Below are 17,876 nucleotides of genomic sequence, written 5' to 3' on the forward strand. Positions count from 1 at the left end.
CGTCCTTGATATTAATGGGTATTTTGAGGGAAATGGGCCGTAGCACTCATTCCCGGAATAATAGTTTCAAAAGGCTTGATCAACTTTGCCCGTATCGTAATCGATTGGCTTGTCGGATCTACTACCGAATCGATCTGTACGATTTGCGCTTTCAGCGTTGTTTTTGTCTCATCGACATTGAGTTCAAATTCCATCCCTCTTTTCAGCCATGCAAGCCACGAAGAGGGAACGACGACTCTGGCTTCAAGATTATCGAGTCCGACGATTTCGAAGAGCTCGTCTTGGGGTTTAATACTTTGGTATTTCGATACTTTCTTAGAGGCGATTTTGCCGTCAAAAGGGGCATTGATCTCGCATCGCGAGACGTTAATGGCGGCAATATCGCTTTCTGCTTTTTGTTTGTTGTAGTTTTCATTTGAGATTTGAATCTCAAACGTCCCCACGGAACCGAAAGAGTCAAGTTTTTTGTTTTTTTCCAGTTCAAGCTTGGCGATCTCTTTTTCAACGTCTATTTTGCGTTTTTGCGCTCGATAAACCGCACAATCGATTTTCAAAAGGGATTCGCCTTTTTTAAAAGAATCACCCTCATGCTTGCTAAGCTCAATAATTTCCCCTGCAATTTCACTGGATAAAACGGTGCGATCAAGCGATACGATAATGGCACGTGCCGTAGGATTTTCTGCGGCACAGAGCATCGATGCTAACGCTAATACGATACTTAAAACTCTTTTCATTGCGCTCACCTTTTTTATTTAGCACTAACCCTGTTTTTTTCAACGAGCCATGGATTTTCAGACACGATCCATGATGGAGAAACTCCCGCTTCTTCGGCAATTTTAGGAAGGCTATCACCCTCTTTGACGCTATACGGTTTTGCGTTGACCGTTAGCTTGTCACCGGGGTAAAGAAGCACTTTTGCCGTTCTGAAATTCATCGTTGAAAAGCGATTTTCTTCTTTTTGGAGTGTTGCTTTTTGCGGCACTTCAACAGCTTGTGTTTCTTTCACTTCCGGCATAACGACAGGTGTTACATGTAACGTTTCCTCTTTCGTTTCGGCGACGGGTTTAGCTTCAACGATAGGAGCTTGCGTCTCTTGAACTTCCGGCACGACGACAGGCGTTACATGTAGCTTTTCTTCCGGAACTTCCGCGACGGGTTTTACTTCCTCAACGGGGGCTTGTACCGCTTGAATCGGTTCCATGTTTGGCGTTTCAAGAGCTTTTTCATCTACACCCAAAGAGGCAAAGATTTTTCCGTAACCGTTTTGAACATTCGCATACGCCGCCGAGTAACGCAACGTCGCCAAGATATTATTGAGTTTCTCTTTGATGAGAATCAAACGACTGTTAACATTAACGGAATTTTCAACTTCCGTGAGACGGTAAATATCATCGGCAACCGTGAGATACTCTTTGGCTAAGAGGTACTCTTTTTTTGCTTGGTTGAAGTTAACGATGGAGAGATGCACTTGAGAGAGTACCGCCATCGATAGAGCAAGTTTTTGCTCTTTTGCCACTTCGATTTGAGTTTTTGCCAACTTATTATACGAGCTTGCTTTAAAGACGTTCAAAAGATTCCATGAGACATTCGCACCGTAAGAGTACCAGTCGTTGTTGAGCAAATAATCGCTATTGTCGTAAGATAAGGAAGCACTAAGATTAACCCCCGGTAACATTTTAAGCTTAGCGGCGGTTAACTCTTTTTCCGAGATGCGCTCTTGGTATCTGCTCTCTGTCAACTCAGGACGATTTTCCAAAGCGATCTCTTCCATTTGATCAAGACTGAGATGCATTTGAGGAATCTCATAGTTTTTTTCAACTTTATCGGCTAACTCAAACTCGGTTCCCGGTTTAAGCCCCATGAGTTCCGAAAGCTCGACTTTGGCTGAAATAAGACCGCTTTCTAAAGTATGAAGCGATCGTAAAATGTCGAGCAATTCGCGTTGATACGCTAAAGCTTCCATCGGCGTTTTGGAAACGCGTTGGTCTTGAACCGCTTTAGAATCGTTAAGGGCTTGTTTCACTTCGACCATCATCGGTTGAATGCGTTTGAGCAGATCTTGTGCGGAGACGGCTTGATAGTAAGCTCTTCTGATCTCTTGGGTCAACGTATGCTCGATCTTTTTCTCTTTTTCTTTGGCGATTAAAAATTTATCGGCTTGTTGCTCCGCTCTAACGTAAGACAAACCGAAATCAAGAATATTCCAACTAAAGGTAACGTCGGTGGTCGATCTCTCTTTTTCTTGGGAGATGGAGTACGTATTGTTCAACGGTTGGGGTTTTCCGTTGGTAAAAGAAGCACTTTGGCTCGCCGCATAGTTATTGCGTTCGGAATATCCCGCCGCCGCGGTCAAACTCGGCAACATGTCATAATAAACTAAATCAAGTTGTTGTTCGGAGAGAGCCGATTCTAAAACTTTGACACGCTTTTGAAGATTGTGGTTGATACCGCGATAAATTGCCTCATCCAGCGTAATGGGTTTTGTGACCGGCAAAGCCGCTTCGCTGAGCGTCGATAAATCCTTCTTAACTTGCGCTTTGACGTCTTCTTGAAGCATCGGTTGCGGTGCAACGGAACAACCCGTAATGACAACCGAAGCGGCTATGGACAGAACAACGTTTTTAGACACTTGTTTTAGCATGATGAACACCTTTTGTAATTTTATTTTTAGTCTTTAATAGCGGAAGTCTCAAAATCGAAAGAGAAAGCCTGATATCGTGAAAGCGACGATTTAACATACGCCAATCCTCATATTCATACGTTTTACTCTAAGCTTCATTGTACTTTTTTCATATCGTAGCTTTATCGCACGTTAAAATTTTTTTTGCGATGTGTTTGCGATTTGATTATAATACAGTTACGAAAATCGATCATACGCATCAAGATTTAAAAAAAGACCGGTAAAACACCGATGAAACGATTAGCGGATAAAAATTTACTACTTTTAGAAGACAACGTCGAATTTATCGATAACGCCGTCTCTTTATTTGAGATGTTCGTCGCGCGTGTTTATGTCGCACATACGATTAAAGAGGCTTATGAACTTTTTGAGAAAGAACGCATCGATATTATTATTTCGGATATTCACCTGAAAAATGAAAACGGGCTCGATTTTATCAAAGAGTTGCGAAAAAGTAACGACAGTGTTCCTGTTTTAATTCTGAGCGGTCATAAAGACGAAGAATTCCTCTTCAAAGCGATGACCTTAAATCTCAGCGGCTATCTTTTAAAACCGATTAATTTTAAAATGTTGGTTGACGGACTTCAAGAATGCATTAAAAAAATGGAAGCAAGTTCGCAGACGATCGTTACGCTTAAAGACGGTTTTTGTTACGATAAAGCACTGAAAAACGTTACGAAAAATAACGTTACGTTTGAGCTGAATAAAAAAGAGATTCTCTTTTTTGAAATGCTCTGCCAGCATAAAAATACGATTTTGACGCGCGACATGTTTTTAGCTTACGTTTATGAGTACGAACCGATGAGTGAAAGTGCGCTTAATAATTTTATTATGCGCATACGAAGACGTTTCGGAAAAACGTTTTTACATACGATTCCGGACGTCGGCTACAAGTTGATCGTATGATGAAATCGCTTTGGGCATTGTGCCTTTGGGGCTTTATAGCGACTGTTTTTGCCTCTTCCGTTGCGTTAAGCCCAGAGCAAGAAGCATACCTCAAAGAGAAAAAAGTCGTGACGATGTGCGTCGATCCCGATTGGGCTCCTTTTGAAACGATTAATGCCGACAAAGAGCACGAAGGCATTGCCGCCGATCTGATACGATTGATTGCTTCTAAACTCGATCTAACGTTACGATTGGTTCCGACGAAAACATGGGAAGAGACGGTTTTAAAATCCAAACGCCAAGAGTGCGACCTCTTAAGTTTGGTCAATCAAACTCCAAAGCGCGAAGAATGGCTCGTATTTACCGAACCGATCATTAAAGATCCCAACGTACTGGTCGCTCGCAGTGATTATCCGCCGATCGACGACATACGCTCCTTGCGTAATACCAGCATTGCCTTACTGAAAGAAACATTCGTTATCGAGCGTTTTCAAAACGATTTTCCTAACCTTAAAATTCTTCCCGTCGATACGGAAGAAGAAGCGTTTTGGATGGTGGAAAACAAAAAAGCGGATTTGACGCTTCGCTCGCTGATGGTTACGGCATATACGATCAAAAAAGAGAGTATTTTCAACCTCAAAGTCGTCGCACAACCCAAAGATTACGTCAACATTTTGCGTATCGGCGTTCGCAAAGACGAACCGATTTTGCGGGATATTTTAAATCGAGGCATTCAAGCAATCACGCCAAGCGAAAAAGAACACATTGTTAATAAGCATATTTACATCAAAGTCGAATCCAACGAGCGTAACCACCACTTATTGATTTACGGTATCTTAACGCTTTTATTGATTTCGTCTTTGATCTTAATTTGGAATTACCAACTGCGTAAACGTGTTGCGCAAGAGGTCAAAAAAAACCTTGAACACTCTCAAATGCTTTTTCAACAATCCAAACAAGCCGCCCTTGGTGCGCTTATTGCGACGATTTCGCATCAATGGCGGGAAAGCCTGACTAAAATCAGTTATGCGAATTTGACGTTTCGCGCCCATATCTTGCAACATAAAAAGATTCCGGACGAATTGCTGGATAAAAACACGCGGGAAATCGAGCAAACCTTGGATTTTATGTCCGAGACGATGCAGAACTTTTTAGAGTATTACAAACCTTCTACCAACGTTTACGAATTTGAGGTCGAAGACTCGATTCGAGCCGTGATTCGCATTTTGGATACCCGTATTAAAAACCTGAACGTCGCTATTGCATTTCATCAGACGTCCAATACCCATTTTATCGGTATTCGTAACGAGTGGATGCAAGTGTGGATGAACCTTTTATCCAATATGCTCAATATGGCACAAAAACGTGCTATCAAGTATCCTTATATCGAAATTACGATTAGCGAAAATGCGATTTCGTTTCACGATAATTGCGGCGGAATAGAACCTGAAATATTGGAAAAGTTAAATAAAGGAAGCTATAAAAACGGTTTAGGGATTAACATGTCAAGGGAAATCGTGGAAAAATACGGCAAAAGTCTTTTCATGCATAACCTTGACCAAGGGGCTCAATTTATGATCGTTTCGCCTTAAGCGAGGCTATGAAAGCGTCGTTTCATAGCCTGCGGTTTGGTTAGATTTTTTCGATGCGAACCGGAACGGCTTGGCGTGCGTTGGAACCGACGGCAAAATCGCTTAAGGTCGGCATATTCAAGCGCGTTATATCGCGTAAGCCTAATTTATTGATATTGACGCCGCTTCTTCTGGCGATGCGTCCTTGTTTAAGCACGCTATCGATCTTAACGTCGATCGCCCCTTCTCCCTCGCGTCCGCTACCGTGTTCGATGCCGATAGAAAGCGGATGAATTCCTTCTTTGACGCGGCAAATGCCTTCAATCGTTCCGTCAAGCGAGCGGACGCGTACCGCTTCGCCGTGCGTGATGCCCAATTGTTGCGCCGTTTTTGCGTTCAAATCGATGTAAGACGTGTAACGCGTATCACGCAACGCTTCCAAAGCCGAAGTTGCCGAAGAGAGCACGTTGGACTTGTAGCTAAAGGCTAGAAACGGGTATTCGGGCGTATTGAATTTTAATTTTTCACCGTTAGCAAGACGCGGTGCATAATAACGCGGTACGCCGCTGTAAAGCTCTCCCGTTAACGCATGATGCGACGTTCCGACGGTCTGGTTATAAACGGCAATCGCCTTGGTATAAGATTTGGTCATTTTATTGCCTTCGTATGCGCTACCTTTATCGGCAAAACGCCCTCCCCGACTCATGACGTAAGCAACCCTTTTCCAATTTTCGCCGCAAATACGTTTGAGCGACACGACATACTCTTCCAGTCCTGCCAAAGCAATCTCTTCGTCGCTAATTTCAGGTACGGGTGCGGCTCCGTCCATCGCGATGTTTTCAAAGGCTCTTAAATAAAAATCTTCGGGACGCTCAAGCGCAAATTTTGCATTGGCTCCGTTGATAGCATTAGCACCGAATCCCGCTAAATTAAGCGATTTTCCCAATTCGATAAGAAAACTGTCCATCGAAATCGGTTCGCCGTTTTGCAGCTTTGCATTGGGTGAAGCGACGATCGGATAACGTACATGTGAAGTTTTCGTAAGGTGTGCCGCCCACGGCGAAACGACGCCCCATGTTTCGTAAAGAACCGAATCGGGCACGATATAATCGGCGTAACGGCTGGTTTCATTGATAAACGGATCGATCGCAATAAAAAGCGGCACGGCTTTTTTGGGGTCTTTTAAAAGCGGGATCAAATGTTCCGCACCGCTTTGTCCGTACATAAAGTTCGAGCACCATGAGATTAACGCTCCCATTTTATACGGATAGGCACTAGCACTGCTATGAATCACTTCCGATTCGATCGCGTTGGTAAAAGGAAACCATGCATCTTTTGCCGGATAGGGATTTTCGCCTCGGGCAACTTTTTGTTTGTATTCGCTGCTGGTTTCATACGCTTTTCGAGCGCGATCCAAACGCGTACCGAAAGGCTTTTGTTTACCGGCATAGGCCAAAAGGTTGTAAACGGAACCGTTAAAATCTTTAAATTTACCGCCTCCCGTACTCATACCGCCTTTGTAATTTAAATTGCCCACCAACGCCCCTAACATCATCACGGCATACGTCGTGTAAAATCCGGTCGAATGCATCGTTCCGCCGTGACAATCGACGCCGACGCTACGACCGTAAGAGGTAAATTCACGTGCCAAATGGACGATCGTTTGCTCATCGATACCGCTTTCTTGGGCGTAAAACGAGAGCGGATGCTCCAATGCCGCCTCTTTAAGAAGTAAAAAGGCACTTTTAACGCGGTATGTTTTCCCCTCAAGGCTCACGTCTCCCTCAAATGCGATATCGGCTTCTAGAACTTCCTCGGCGGATTTGAGTTTGGCATCTTTGGCATCGACGACATGGACGATTCCTTTGGAATCGACGAGAATTTTACCTTGGTTTTCGCCTTCTTGAACGACCAAATGCGACGCATTGGTAAAGCTGTAATCGTGTAAAGCTTTTTGCGACGTTTCGCTTGGAATCGCCAAGTACGCTTTCAAATAACGCTCTTCTTCGATAATGACGCGCATCATACCCATGACAAACGCCAAGTCTCCGGAAGGTTTGATCGGTAGCCAACGCGAGCGGTCGCTTGAGGCAATCGAGTCGCTGTTGGTCAAAATCGGCGTGACGACGACATAGCGAAGATTTCCTTCGCTTCGACCTTTTGCCAAGAGTTTGGCTTGACGCTTAAACGGATTGCCCGCTTGTGCCGGAGCCGTAGCGATGTTCAGCATAAATTGACAATGTTCGTAATCGGGCTTCATATGCGGATATGCGTTAAAATCGTCTAAATACGCCGCTTCGCCCGCTCGCATGGAAAGACCGCAGATCGAGGTGTGCCCCATAAAATTGACCGTACCGAAACTTTGCACGAAGCGATGCACGATAAAGTTTTGACGTCCCTCGTCCGCCGTGCCTAAAACGCACAATTTATTGGCTATCGGACCGTAATCGGGGTTGTTTTCGTCGATCAAGGTTTTCGTATCGGCAAAGGCTTTGAGCCCGTCAACATAGCCTTCTTGGAAAAGATTACCGCCTTGCGTAATTTCACGAATCAACTGCTCGATCGAAATCGTTTGCCACTGATTGTCGCCGCGTTTACCGACGCGTTTTAGCGGTGCTGTGACGCGAAAAGGATCATTGAGTTTTTCATAAACCAGATTGCCTCTTGCACACGCGGTCGAGCGCATTTCCAAGCCTTTTTCTTTCCACGCGGAGGTTGCTTGAAAGCTTTCGCTTAAAGGAGTTTTGTATGCCAACCACGGATCGGAAGAGAGAAGACTGTACGGATTGCCGAAAACACGCTCGACGTGACCCGTTTTACGGTTGATTTTGACGCGAACCGAACAGTGGGTCGTACATCCGTTACAAATGCTCGGTTTTATGCTAAAATCGTTAGAGGGCGTAAAAGAACCTTTGACATGTAAGCCTTCGGTTTGAGGTGCGTTTCCGTAAATAGGATCGTTTGCTTTTTCGCCGCGTCTGGAAAGCGTAGCGACATGTTTGAGCGTATCGCTATAACCTCCAAGTGCCGCGCTTCCGGTGACGATGCTGGTTCCGATTAAAAATTTTCTGCGTGAACTTTCCATAATTATTGCTCCTTCGTATAATAATTCGCCATCTCTTTATCCCAAGGAAAAAGTGCCATAATCGCGGCAATTAAAGCGATGAGCAAACTCCAGTTGGACACCACGGAAAGAATGCTATCGAATCCAAAGACATGAGGATGGTATTCCAATAAGAAAGGCGTCGTTTTTCCGATGCTCTGACCGCCGATAACGGTGTTCCATCTAAAAATCCATACGCCGATTGCCGAGAGAACGCCCGCAAAAAGAACCCATTTGAGCGAGCGGGAGAAAAAGCGAATAAAACCGATTGCCATCGGTACAAAAAGACAAATAACGTAATCGACGATCAGGACTTCCCAAAAGTTTTCGCCGAAAAAGAGTTTGAGGGCATATTTTTCTTCGTTATTGAACGTAATCGCAAAGGTGAGCCAAAAGAAACGAATCACCAAATCGATGACGATAAACCATGCAAGCAATCGTGCCAAACGTTGCATCATCGCATAATCGATACGTTTAAAATCGGTAAAAAATTTCTGAAAAATCGGTAGCAAAATAATGAGCAAGCCCGTACCCGAAACCATTGCGGAAGCTAAAAACAAAATAGGCATAATCGGCGTATGAAATAAAGGAATCGCGTGAACCGCACCTAAAATATAACCGGTGTATCCGTGTACGCTTAGTGCCAAAGGAATACCGATCGCTCCAAGTAAAACGCCTAAACGATGGTCTTTTTCTTCTTGTTCTTTCGTGTAGGCGACCCCTTTTTTCATCGTAAAATAAGGTCTATACAAGACGATTGCTTCGGCTAAAATTAAAAGCGGATACGCCATTAGTAACAAAACGCCCCATTTCATCGGAGAGGTCGGGAAGTTTTCCCATCCGTAAAAAAAGAAGTTGATAATGCGTCCGGGTTGGCGTAAATCGTCGATGAGATTCATCGGTGCGGCAACGAGTAAAACAAAGGCCAAAAGCAGCGAAAAACCGGCAATAGGCTTATACTCTTTCATACCGAAAACATGCGCAAAACTTGAAATGATAAACGCCGCGGCGGAACTTCCGGTAAACCAAAAATAGTTCGGAATGTCGATACCCCAAGGTCGATCGGGCGTAATCGAGCTAATCGTATGCAATAGTGATCCAAAATCCATGTTATTCTCCTTTACTTGACCATTCTTTGTGCAAAGCACCCTCGCGTTTGCGTACCGCGTCGTCCAAAATTCCGTTTGAATACGGTAATGACTGGATTTCTCCGCTCAACGCAATGTAAAATACGCGCGGTTTCGTTCCGGAAGCTGGTTTTAAAACGGTGGCCGGAAACGTTGCAAGCAAGCGTGAGACGTGCGAAGAAGGATCGTTCAGATCACCGAAAACCCGTGCTCCGCCGACACAACTTTCCACGCATGCCGGAAGCAATCCGTGATCGACGCGATGCGCGCAAAGCGTGCATTTGTCGGCAACGTTGGAGATCGGATTGAAATAACGTTTATCGTAAGGACAGGCATTGATGCAGTATCCGCATCCCCAACAAATCTCGTTATCCACGACGACGATACCGTCTTTGCGGGCAAACGTCGCTCCGGTCGGGCAGACGCTTACGCACGAAGGCTCGGCACAATGGTTGCAAAGTTGCGGTAAAAACGCTTTCCTGACGCTTGGGTAACTTCCGAGTTCGTATTCGGGAACGTAGGTTCTAAATTTCTCTTTGGGGACTTTATTTTCACTTTTACACGCACTCGTGCAGGCTTGGCATCCGACGCATTTGCGAAGATCGATAACCATACCGAAGCGTTTACCCTCTTGCCCGACGTAACGGGCGTCTTTGGCGTCGCGACCGGGATTGGTAAGGCTTAATGCGTGTGCATGCGTTGATGCTAGCGTACTAACGCCGATCAAGCCCGTCGCTTTTTTGACGAACTCCCTTCTGCTCTTACTTGGCATAAAAACTCCTTTTGACAATTTCCAAAAGGTATAATAACGAGCAGTCGAGAGAAACTAGGGAGAAACGAAAAGCGAGGGATTAGAGAATGATTTCGAAGCAGGCTCCCTGATCGGTATTGAAGGCTTTAAGGCTTCCTTGAGCGTGTTGTTCGATAATGGTTTTACTCATGTAAAGACCGATGCCCGTACCGCTTTTGGCATGTTTGGTACTGACGTAAGGCTCGAAAATGCGCTCAATCGGTTCCATTTCGATTCCGCCGCCGTTATCGACGATGCGAATACAAATGCGACCGTCGATGCGTTGAAGCGTAATGCTAATATGTGGATCGTCGATCGCACGTTCGAGTAAAATGTCTTTGGCGTTACCGATAATATTTAAAACGACCTGCGCAAACTGGCTTGGACATCCTTTGATCTCTAGGCGCTCTTGGGCTTCGAAAGTCAAGCGGATATGGTGGTTTTTGAGTGCCGAATCGATCAGATCGATAGCCTTTTGAATCGTGTCGTTGATGACGTAATCTTTTTTTTGGTTGTCGCTCATAAAAAAATTGCGAAAATCGTCAATGGTTTTTGACATGTAAGCGATAAGCTTCTCCGAACGCGCGATACGCTCTTCGAAAATATCGCGGCTTAGTTTATTTCTCTCCCATAAAAGTTGAAGGTTCATCAGCGTTGCCCCCAGTTCGCTTAAAGGCTGACGCCACTGATGGGCAATATTGCCGATCATTTCTCCCATACTCGCCAAGCGGCTTTGGTGCATTAACAGTTGTTCGTGATGCAAACGTTGTTCGATCTCTTGGTTAACGCGATCTTCAAGCGTGTGATTGAGGTGGCGCAAGCCCGCTTCGCTCTCTTCAAGCCGTTTGATTAAAACGTCAAATCCATAGTTTAAAATAACAAGCAATACGCCGATCATCGCAAGCGTAAGGAAAAACGCTTCATAGACGGCATCTAAAAGCTTTTGTTGCTGATCGCTAATATCTTGAAAGAAGAGAAGTTGCGCCAGATGATCGCCGATGAGCCCTTCGAGTTGAATGACGTGCGTGATGTACGTGCGGGTACGATTTTGTGAAATCGCCCCGTCTTGGAGGCTGATAGAGCGCAAATCGTTCTCTTTGGGCTCAAACGTTTCGCCTTTAAACAAAATATAGCCCTTAAGACCCGAAAACTCCTCGACTTCGTTTAAAAAATACTCCGGTGCAATCGCAAATTCCAACATTCCGACTAAAGCTTTGTCGACGTAAACCGGCACGATAATATGATACGCCGCATAATGTTTGGAGAAGAAAAATCCAAATTGAGGTTCGTTTGGAACGGCTCTTTTTTCGTCGATTTCACTTTGCTTAGGGTCTTTTCCGAGGTGTGCGATAAGATGGCGGTTTTCGTCGTAAAAACGGATACCGAGCAAAAACGGATTTTCCTGTTTTAAGACTTTCCATCGAAAACTTGAAAGCCCCGTGAGCTGTTCGACGTTTTTATGCACCAACGCGTCTTTAATGCCGTAAGAGTCGAGATTGGCATAGGCGCGATTGAGGTAAAACGTTGCGGTGCGCTCTAGCGTCGTTTGGTAGAGACTATGAATCTGTAACGCATAATCTTTGCGTGATTTTTCGATCGACTCTTTGACGTCGAGGTATCGCATCCATCCGAAAATCATCGCCATTGCCGCAAAAAGCAATAATACGAAGATCATCGTTTTGGTTTTCGTAGAAGGCGAGAGGCGTTTTTTAGCGTACGGCAAGTTTGTATCCGATACCGAAAATATTTTCGATCAAATCGTTCGGAAGTTTTTTACGCAGTTCTTTTACCAGTGCTTTTAAAGCCTCTTTATTACCGCCATCACCCGCCCAAACCGCCTCTTCCAACATGTCATAAGAGAGAACGCGATTTTTTTGGCGCAAAAGGTATTCAAATAAAAGACGCTCTTTTTTCGTCAGTACGCTAGGCGTTTCGTTGACGTAAAGCGTACACGATTCGGGATTGTAAAAGACGCTTTCGTTGACTTTAATGACGTTACCCTCTCCCCATTCGTACATCCAATGCGCGCATGTTTTAAGTGCGTTTAAAAAGCTCTCTTTGGAAAAGGGTTTGAGAAGGTATGTGCAAATATTGAGTTCGATCGCTTCTAAAAAATAGCGTTGTTCGGCATACGCGCTCATAATAATCACGGGAACGCGTTTATGGGATTCGCGAATCCTCCTTAGCAGTTCCAATCCGTTGCATTTAGGCATACAAATATCCAAAAGCAGTACGTCGGGACGGTGTTCGTAAAAAAGCTCTTCGGCTTCTTCGCCGTTGGACGCTTGAATCACGCGCTTGAAGAAAAGTTCCAAAGTTTGTGCGACGCTATGGCGTAAGCTCTCTTCGTCTTCGGCGTAAAGGATTGTTAAATGTTCGAATAAGCCGAGCGTATCGTACATGGTTTTATAAAACGGAGCGTTCGACGTCGATCGAATGGAAGCGCTTCTCGATCTCTTCGGGTAAGGCTTCGCGAATACCGATAACGGTGGCGTCAAAGACGACCGTTACGCCTGATAGCGGATGATTGGCATCTAAGACGACCTGATCGTCTCGAATCTCGCTGACCGTATAAACCATCATAATCTCTTCGTCGTCGTCCTCGCTGAAAACCATTTCAACTTGCTCTCCGATTTGTAAATCGTCTTCAAATTGTGAACGATCTTCTACTAAAACCAATTCGCCTTTATACTCTCCAAACGCCTCTTCGGGAAGCAGTTGCATATGCACGCTCTCTCCGATGCGTTTTCCCTCTAACGCCTGCTCGATTTTTACGAAAACTTCGTCGTATCCGCCGTGCAGATACACCAAAGGAGTCGCTCCGCTATCGAGAAGTTCGTGTTGGGTGTTAAATAAAGTATAATCAAGCGTCACGACGCAATTTTTATGAACAGTCAAATCAATCCTTACATGTAAGAAAAATGAGCCGTCTTTTCAAAGACGGCTTGGTGTTGTTTTAGTGACCTAAAGCGAAATCTTCGATGAGATTAAAATTGAGGTATTGATAGACCTTTTCGGTTTTTCCCGCCAATTTTTTAGGCACTAAGCTCATGTACTCTTCCACGCTAGGAAGTCGTCCCAAAAGCGCGCATAAAGCGGCGAGTTCCGCACTTCCCAAGTAGACTTTCGAGTTAGGCCCCATACGGTTGTCGAAGTTTCGAGTCGATGTCGAAAAGACAACGGCACCCTCGCGTACGTTGGCTTGGTTGCCCATACAAAGCGAACATCCCGGAATTTCGATACGCGCGCCCGCCGTTCCGAAAAGCGCGTAGTAACCCTCTTGCGTGAGTTGGTTTTTATCCATTTTCGTCGGAGGTGCAATCCACAAGGTCGTAGGAACTTTGCCCTCTCCTTGCAAGACTTCGCCGAGTGCTCGGTAATGTCCGATATTGGTCATACAACTTCCGACGAAGACTTCATCGATTTTTTTAGGGCGATTGTCGTCGGCTAAGATTTCGCTTAGGGTCGCAACATCGTCCGGATCGTTCGGACATGCTAAAATCGGCTCTTTGATTTCATTCAGGTCGATTTCGATGACTTCGGCGTAGTGTGCGTCGGCATCGGCTTTGAGCAGTTTTGGCTCTTTGATCCATGCTTTCATTTTATCGGCGCGACGTTGAAGCGTTTTGGCGTCTTGGTAACCGGCTTTGATCATAGCTTCTAAGAGCGTAATGTTGGATTGGAGATATTCGACGACGCTTTCTTCATCTAAAGCCACGGTACATGCCGCCGCACTTCGCTCCGCCGACGCGTCGCTGAGCTCAAAGGCTTGTTCGACTTTGAGTTTAGGTAAACCTTCAATCTCTAAAATACGTCCGGCAAAGACGTTTTTCTTATTTTTCTTCGGAACCGTGAGTAAGCCTTTTTGGATCGCGTAATACGGAATGGCATTGACAAGATCGCGTAGCGTAATGCCCGGTTGCATCTCGCCTTTAAAGCGTACTAACACCGATTCTGGCATATTAAGAGGCATGCTACCGGTGACCGCGGCAAAGGCTACAAGACCCGAGCCTGCCGGAAACGAAATGCCGATAGGAAAACGCGTATGACTGTCGCCGCCCGTTCCGACGGTATCGGGGAGAACCATACGATTTAGCCACGAGTGAATAACGCCGTCCCCCGCACGAAGGCTCACGCCGCTACGGGAAGTGATGAAATCGGGAAGCGTGTGGTGAAGTTTGACGTCGCTGGGTTTGGGGTAAGCGGCGGTATGACAGAAGCTTTGCATCACCAAATCGGCACTAAAACCAAGCGCGGCAAGCTCTTTAATCTCGTCCCTCGTCATCGGTCCGGTGGTATCTTGACTACCGACGGTGAGCGTTTGCGGTTCAACGTACATTCCGGCACGTACGCCTTTGACGCCGCAGGCGCGTCCGACCATTTTTTGTGCCAACGTGTACCCTACGCCTTGAAGTTCTTCAGGTTGCTCGGGTTTAGCGAAAATAGTCTCGGCACCCATGCCAAGACTTGCTCTGGCTTTTGCGGTCAGTCCTCGACCGATAATGAGCGGAATACGTCCGCCCGCTCGGTACTCGTCGGCTAAGGTATTGGGGGAGAGTTTAAACGTACCGACCGTTTTCCCTGCTTTTTCGACCTTGCCTAAAAGCGGATAGACATCGATAATATCGCCGGTTTCGAATGCGTCGACGTTGACTTCGATCGGAAGCGCACCGCTGTCTTCGGCGGTGTTAAAAAAAATAGGGGCAATGGTTGAGCCTAAAATAAGGCCGCTTGTTTTTTTATTGGGAACGCCCGCAATCTCTTTGCCCATCCACCATTGAATAGAGTTGATACCGGACTTTCGGCTACTTCCCGTTCCGACGACGTCACCCACGTAAGCGACTTCATAGCCTTTTGCTTTTAATTCGGTGATTTTTTCAAGTGCGCCCGGAAGTCGTTTGAGGAGCATCGCATTGGCATGCAAAGGAATATCGCTTCTCGTAAACGCTTCGCTTGCGGGACTTAAATCGTCCGTATTGGTTTCTCCCGCAACTTTTAACACCGCAACGGTCATTTTTTCGGGAAGAGCGGGTTTTGACGTAAACCACTGTGCATTTGCCCATGAAAGCATCACTTCTTTGGCATACGTATTGGTTTTGGAAAGTGTTTCAATGTCGTTGAAAGAGCCGTAGACGAGAATCGTGTTTTTAAGAGCGTTACAGGCGGCTTGCGCAACTTCGTTGTCTGAAGAGCTCAGGGCATCGACAAGCGGTTGAACGTTGTAGCCTCCGAGCATCGTGCCTAATAATTCAACCGCATAAACGGCGGAAATGGCCTTACATGTCACTTTCTTTTGGGCAACGTCGTTTAAAAATGCTGCCTTAACGTAAGCGGCTTCGTCAACACCCGGTGGAACGCGATCGGCCAATAATGAGCGAAGAAACGCTTGATCGCCCTCTTCTTTTTTGAGTAATTCTACGACTTGAGCCGTTTTTTTTGCGTCAAGCGGTAAAGGAGGAACACCTAATTTTGCTCTTTCATTCACTTCAGCTTGATAGCTTTCAAAAAAATCCATTGTGATTGACTCCTTTAAAGTTGATTAGACGATAATTTCGCGTTGACCTTTGGCATTTTGAGACGATAAAATTCCCATCGCCTCCAGTTGCTCGACGATCGTCGCGGCTCTATTATAGCCAATATTTAATCGTCTTTGAATATAAGAAATCGAGCTCTTTCTTTCATTAAGGACAATGGCTTTGGCATCTTCAAAAAGTTCGTCAAGCTCACCGCTGTCTTTGGATCCGGAAGCAGAAGAAAAACCCTCTTCACTCTCTTTTAAAAAGCTTTCGTCATAGACGACGGGACGCTGTTTCTTGAGGTATTCGACCACTTTATCGATCTCGTCTTCGGTGGTATAGGGGGCATGCAAACGAATGAGTCCGGATGTGCCCGGAGGGGTGAAAAGCATGTCGCCGTTTCCAAGAAGCGAATCGGCTCCCATAGCGTCTAAAATGACTTTTGAGTCGATTTTTTGCCCGACTTTAAAACTAATACGCGAAGGTAAGTTTGCCTTAATCAGACCCGTTACGACGTCCACGGACGGACGCTGTGTCGCCACGACGATATGAATACCGCTGGCTCGTGCCATTTGCGCCAAACGTGCGATGTAAAATTCGACGTCTTTACCGCTCGTCATCATCAAGTCTGCCAGCTCGTCGATAATAATGACAATGTAAGGCATCGGCTCTAGCCCTAAACTTTTGGCTTTTTCGTTGTAGTTTTCGATATTTTTCGTTTTGGAACGGCTCATGATCTGATAGCGTCGCTCCATTTCGGAGACCATATTGGCAAGAGCAACGATGGCTTGTTTCGGTTTGGTAATGACCGGCGTTAACAAATGCGGAATGTCGTTATAAATTGAAAATTCGAGCATCTTAGGGTCGATCATCAAAAAGCGCAAGGTATCGGGTGAATTGCGGTATAAAAGCGATAATAGCATCGCATTAATTCCCACGCTTTTACCGCTTCCGGTCGTTCCGGCGATCAAAAGATGCGGTAATTTTTTAAGATCGGTCACAAAGGCATTTCCAACGATGTCTTTACCTAAGGCAATCGTTAAAGGCGAAGCCGATTTTTTGAAAATATCGCTTTCTAAAATCTCTTTGAGGTAAATCGTTTCGATTTTTTGGTTCGGAACTTCGATACCCACGACGTCTTTACCGGGAACGGGTGCTTGAATACGAATCGTTTTAGCGCGAAGTGCCATCGCAAGGTCGTCTTGAAGCGTTAAAATACGCGAAACTTTGACATGCGGTGCAGGTTTGAATTCAAATGTCGTTACCACCGGACCCGAATAGGTACGAACGACATCGCCTTCAATTTTAAAGCGTCTGAGTTTTTCGAGTAAGTCTTGGATTTTTTGATCAATTTCGTTTTCATTGACATGAACCGCTTTGGTCGGAGGATTGGCTAAAAACGAAAGCGGCGGCAGCTTAAAATCTTTGGGTTTGTCGACTTCGCCTTGATCGATTTGCGAAAGCAATTTTTTGTTTTCTTCGACTTCGCTCAAAATCTCGACTTTTGCGTTGGAACTTTTGAGTTTAACCAAACTTTTTTTCGGTTCGCCCTCCTCGGGGAAAAGCGGTTGAAGAATCGTAGGATTTTCTTCCGTCTCTTCATCGGTGGGGATTAACGCTTCTTGTTTTCGCACGGATTTGACTTTTTTCTCTTCGCGTTTGGGCTCTTCAGCGGGTTCTGCTTTATACTCTTTAACGCTTGTTTTTGTAAATGTAGGTTTGATCAAGGCAAAAAAATCGCTGATACTGGATTCGACTAAAAGCGTCATGGCGAGCATAAAAACGGCTAAGATAAAAATCCAAACACCCATAATACCGATAAATCCGATCAATAAATCAACGATAGAACGACCGAATAAACCGTTGTATTCGTTATGAACGATAATCGACTGAGCCATTAAAAAAGCGAAAAAAAGAATAGCGGAAGCGACAAAAATGCCGACGCTTCGTTCCGTTACTTTTCCTTCTTTGTAAAGCGTAAATGCCGGTAAGATGAGCATAAAAGGGTAGATAAACGCTAGATAACCGAAAAAATGTTGATTTCCGTGCCCCAAATAAGCACCGAACCTTCCGACGACGGAGGCGTCCGGTAAAACGGTCGCGACGCCCAAATACAAAACAATCGCAATAAAAATAATAAAAAAAGTCTCTTTTAAGATAGTATATCCTTTACATGTAATCGTAATCCCCTCAAGCGATTCAAG

General features: G+C 45.2%; 12 protein-coding genes. 2 read left to right on the forward strand and 10 right to left on the reverse strand.

The genetic code is table 11. The features are described 5' to 3' along the window. Positions 1–11: 11 nt before the first annotated feature. Both UCH003_RS06470 and UCH003_RS06475 read right to left on the reverse strand, forming a co-directional pair. Positions 12–734: an efflux RND transporter periplasmic adaptor subunit gene (locus UCH003_RS06470; RefSeq protein ID WP_060825877.1), complete on the reverse strand. Its 723-nt coding sequence runs from the start codon at positions 732–734 to the stop codon at positions 12–14. A 14-nt stretch (positions 735–748) separates the two neighbouring features. Next, a complete protein-coding gene (locus UCH003_RS06475) occupies positions 749–2,641 on the reverse strand; it encodes a TolC family protein (protein WP_060825878.1) in 1,893 nt (630 codons plus the stop codon). A 270-nt stretch (positions 2,642–2,911) separates the two neighbouring features. On the opposite strand from UCH003_RS06475, the gene UCH003_RS06480 reads away from it, so the two are divergent. Further along, on the forward strand, positions 2,912–3,586 hold the full coding sequence (locus UCH003_RS06480) for a response regulator transcription factor (protein ID WP_060825879.1): 675 nt from the start codon (positions 2,912–2,914) through the stop codon (positions 3,584–3,586). Then, the gene (locus UCH003_RS06485; RefSeq protein WP_060825880.1) at positions 3,583–5,157 is read left to right on the forward strand and encodes a transporter substrate-binding domain-containing protein; all 1,575 of its coding nucleotides are present in this window, start codon (positions 3,583–3,585) and stop codon (positions 5,155–5,157) included. Before UCH003_RS06480 ends, UCH003_RS06485 begins: the two co-directional genes overlap by 4 nt. A gap of 40 nt (positions 5,158–5,197) precedes the next feature. Here the strand turns inward: UCH003_RS06485 and UCH003_RS06490 are convergent, their stop codons facing one another. The 8 genes from UCH003_RS06490 to UCH003_RS06525 form a co-directional block, all read right to left on the reverse strand. Further along, complete coding sequence (locus UCH003_RS06490) at positions 5,198–8,221, reverse strand: molybdopterin dinucleotide binding domain-containing protein (RefSeq protein ID WP_060825881.1); 3,024 nt, start codon at positions 8,219–8,221, stop codon at positions 5,198–5,200. 2 nt (positions 8,222–8,223) lie between these two features. Next, a complete protein-coding gene (nrfD, locus tag UCH003_RS06495) occupies positions 8,224–9,348 on the reverse strand; it encodes an NrfD/PsrC family molybdoenzyme membrane anchor subunit (protein WP_060825882.1) in 1,125 nt (374 codons plus the stop codon). A gap of 1 nt (position 9,349) precedes the next feature. Further along, positions 9,350–10,138, reverse strand: a complete 789-nt coding sequence (gene dsrO, locus UCH003_RS06500; protein WP_039674532.1) for a sulfate reduction electron transfer complex DsrMKJOP subunit DsrO — start codon at positions 10,136–10,138, stop codon at positions 9,350–9,352. 79 nt (positions 10,139–10,217) lie between these two features. Next, a complete protein-coding gene (locus UCH003_RS06505) occupies positions 10,218–11,879 on the reverse strand; it encodes an ATP-binding protein (protein WP_060825883.1) in 1,662 nt (553 codons plus the stop codon). Further along, positions 11,866–12,558 carry a response regulator transcription factor gene (locus UCH003_RS06510; protein ID WP_039674530.1) on the reverse strand — a complete coding sequence of 231 codons (693 nt, stop codon included), beginning with the start codon at positions 12,556–12,558 and terminating at the stop codon, positions 11,866–11,868. The genes UCH003_RS06505 and UCH003_RS06510 overlap by 14 nt, the downstream gene beginning before the upstream one ends. Positions 12,559–12,562: 4 nt before the next feature. After that, positions 12,563–13,054 (reverse strand): FKBP-type peptidyl-prolyl cis-trans isomerase, encoded by a 492-nt coding sequence (locus UCH003_RS06515; RefSeq protein ID WP_039674527.1) that lies wholly within the window; start codon positions 13,052–13,054, stop codon positions 12,563–12,565. Between the two features lie 58 nt (positions 13,055–13,112). Continuing rightward, positions 13,113–15,671 carry a bifunctional aconitate hydratase 2/2-methylisocitrate dehydratase gene (gene acnB, locus UCH003_RS06520; RefSeq protein WP_060825884.1) on the reverse strand — a complete coding sequence of 853 codons (2,559 nt, stop codon included), beginning with the start codon at positions 15,669–15,671 and terminating at the stop codon, positions 13,113–13,115. Positions 15,672–15,695: 24 nt separating this feature from the next. Beyond that, positions 15,696–17,789 carry a DNA translocase FtsK 4TM domain-containing protein gene (locus tag UCH003_RS06525; protein ID WP_432416383.1) on the reverse strand — a complete coding sequence of 698 codons (2,094 nt, stop codon included), beginning with the start codon at positions 17,787–17,789 and terminating at the stop codon, positions 15,696–15,698. Between the last annotated feature and the right edge of the window lie 87 nt (positions 17,790–17,876).

This window comes from Sulfurospirillum cavolei (assembly GCF_001548055.1).
GTDB lineage: Bacteria > Campylobacterota > Campylobacteria > Campylobacterales > Sulfurospirillaceae > Sulfurospirillum.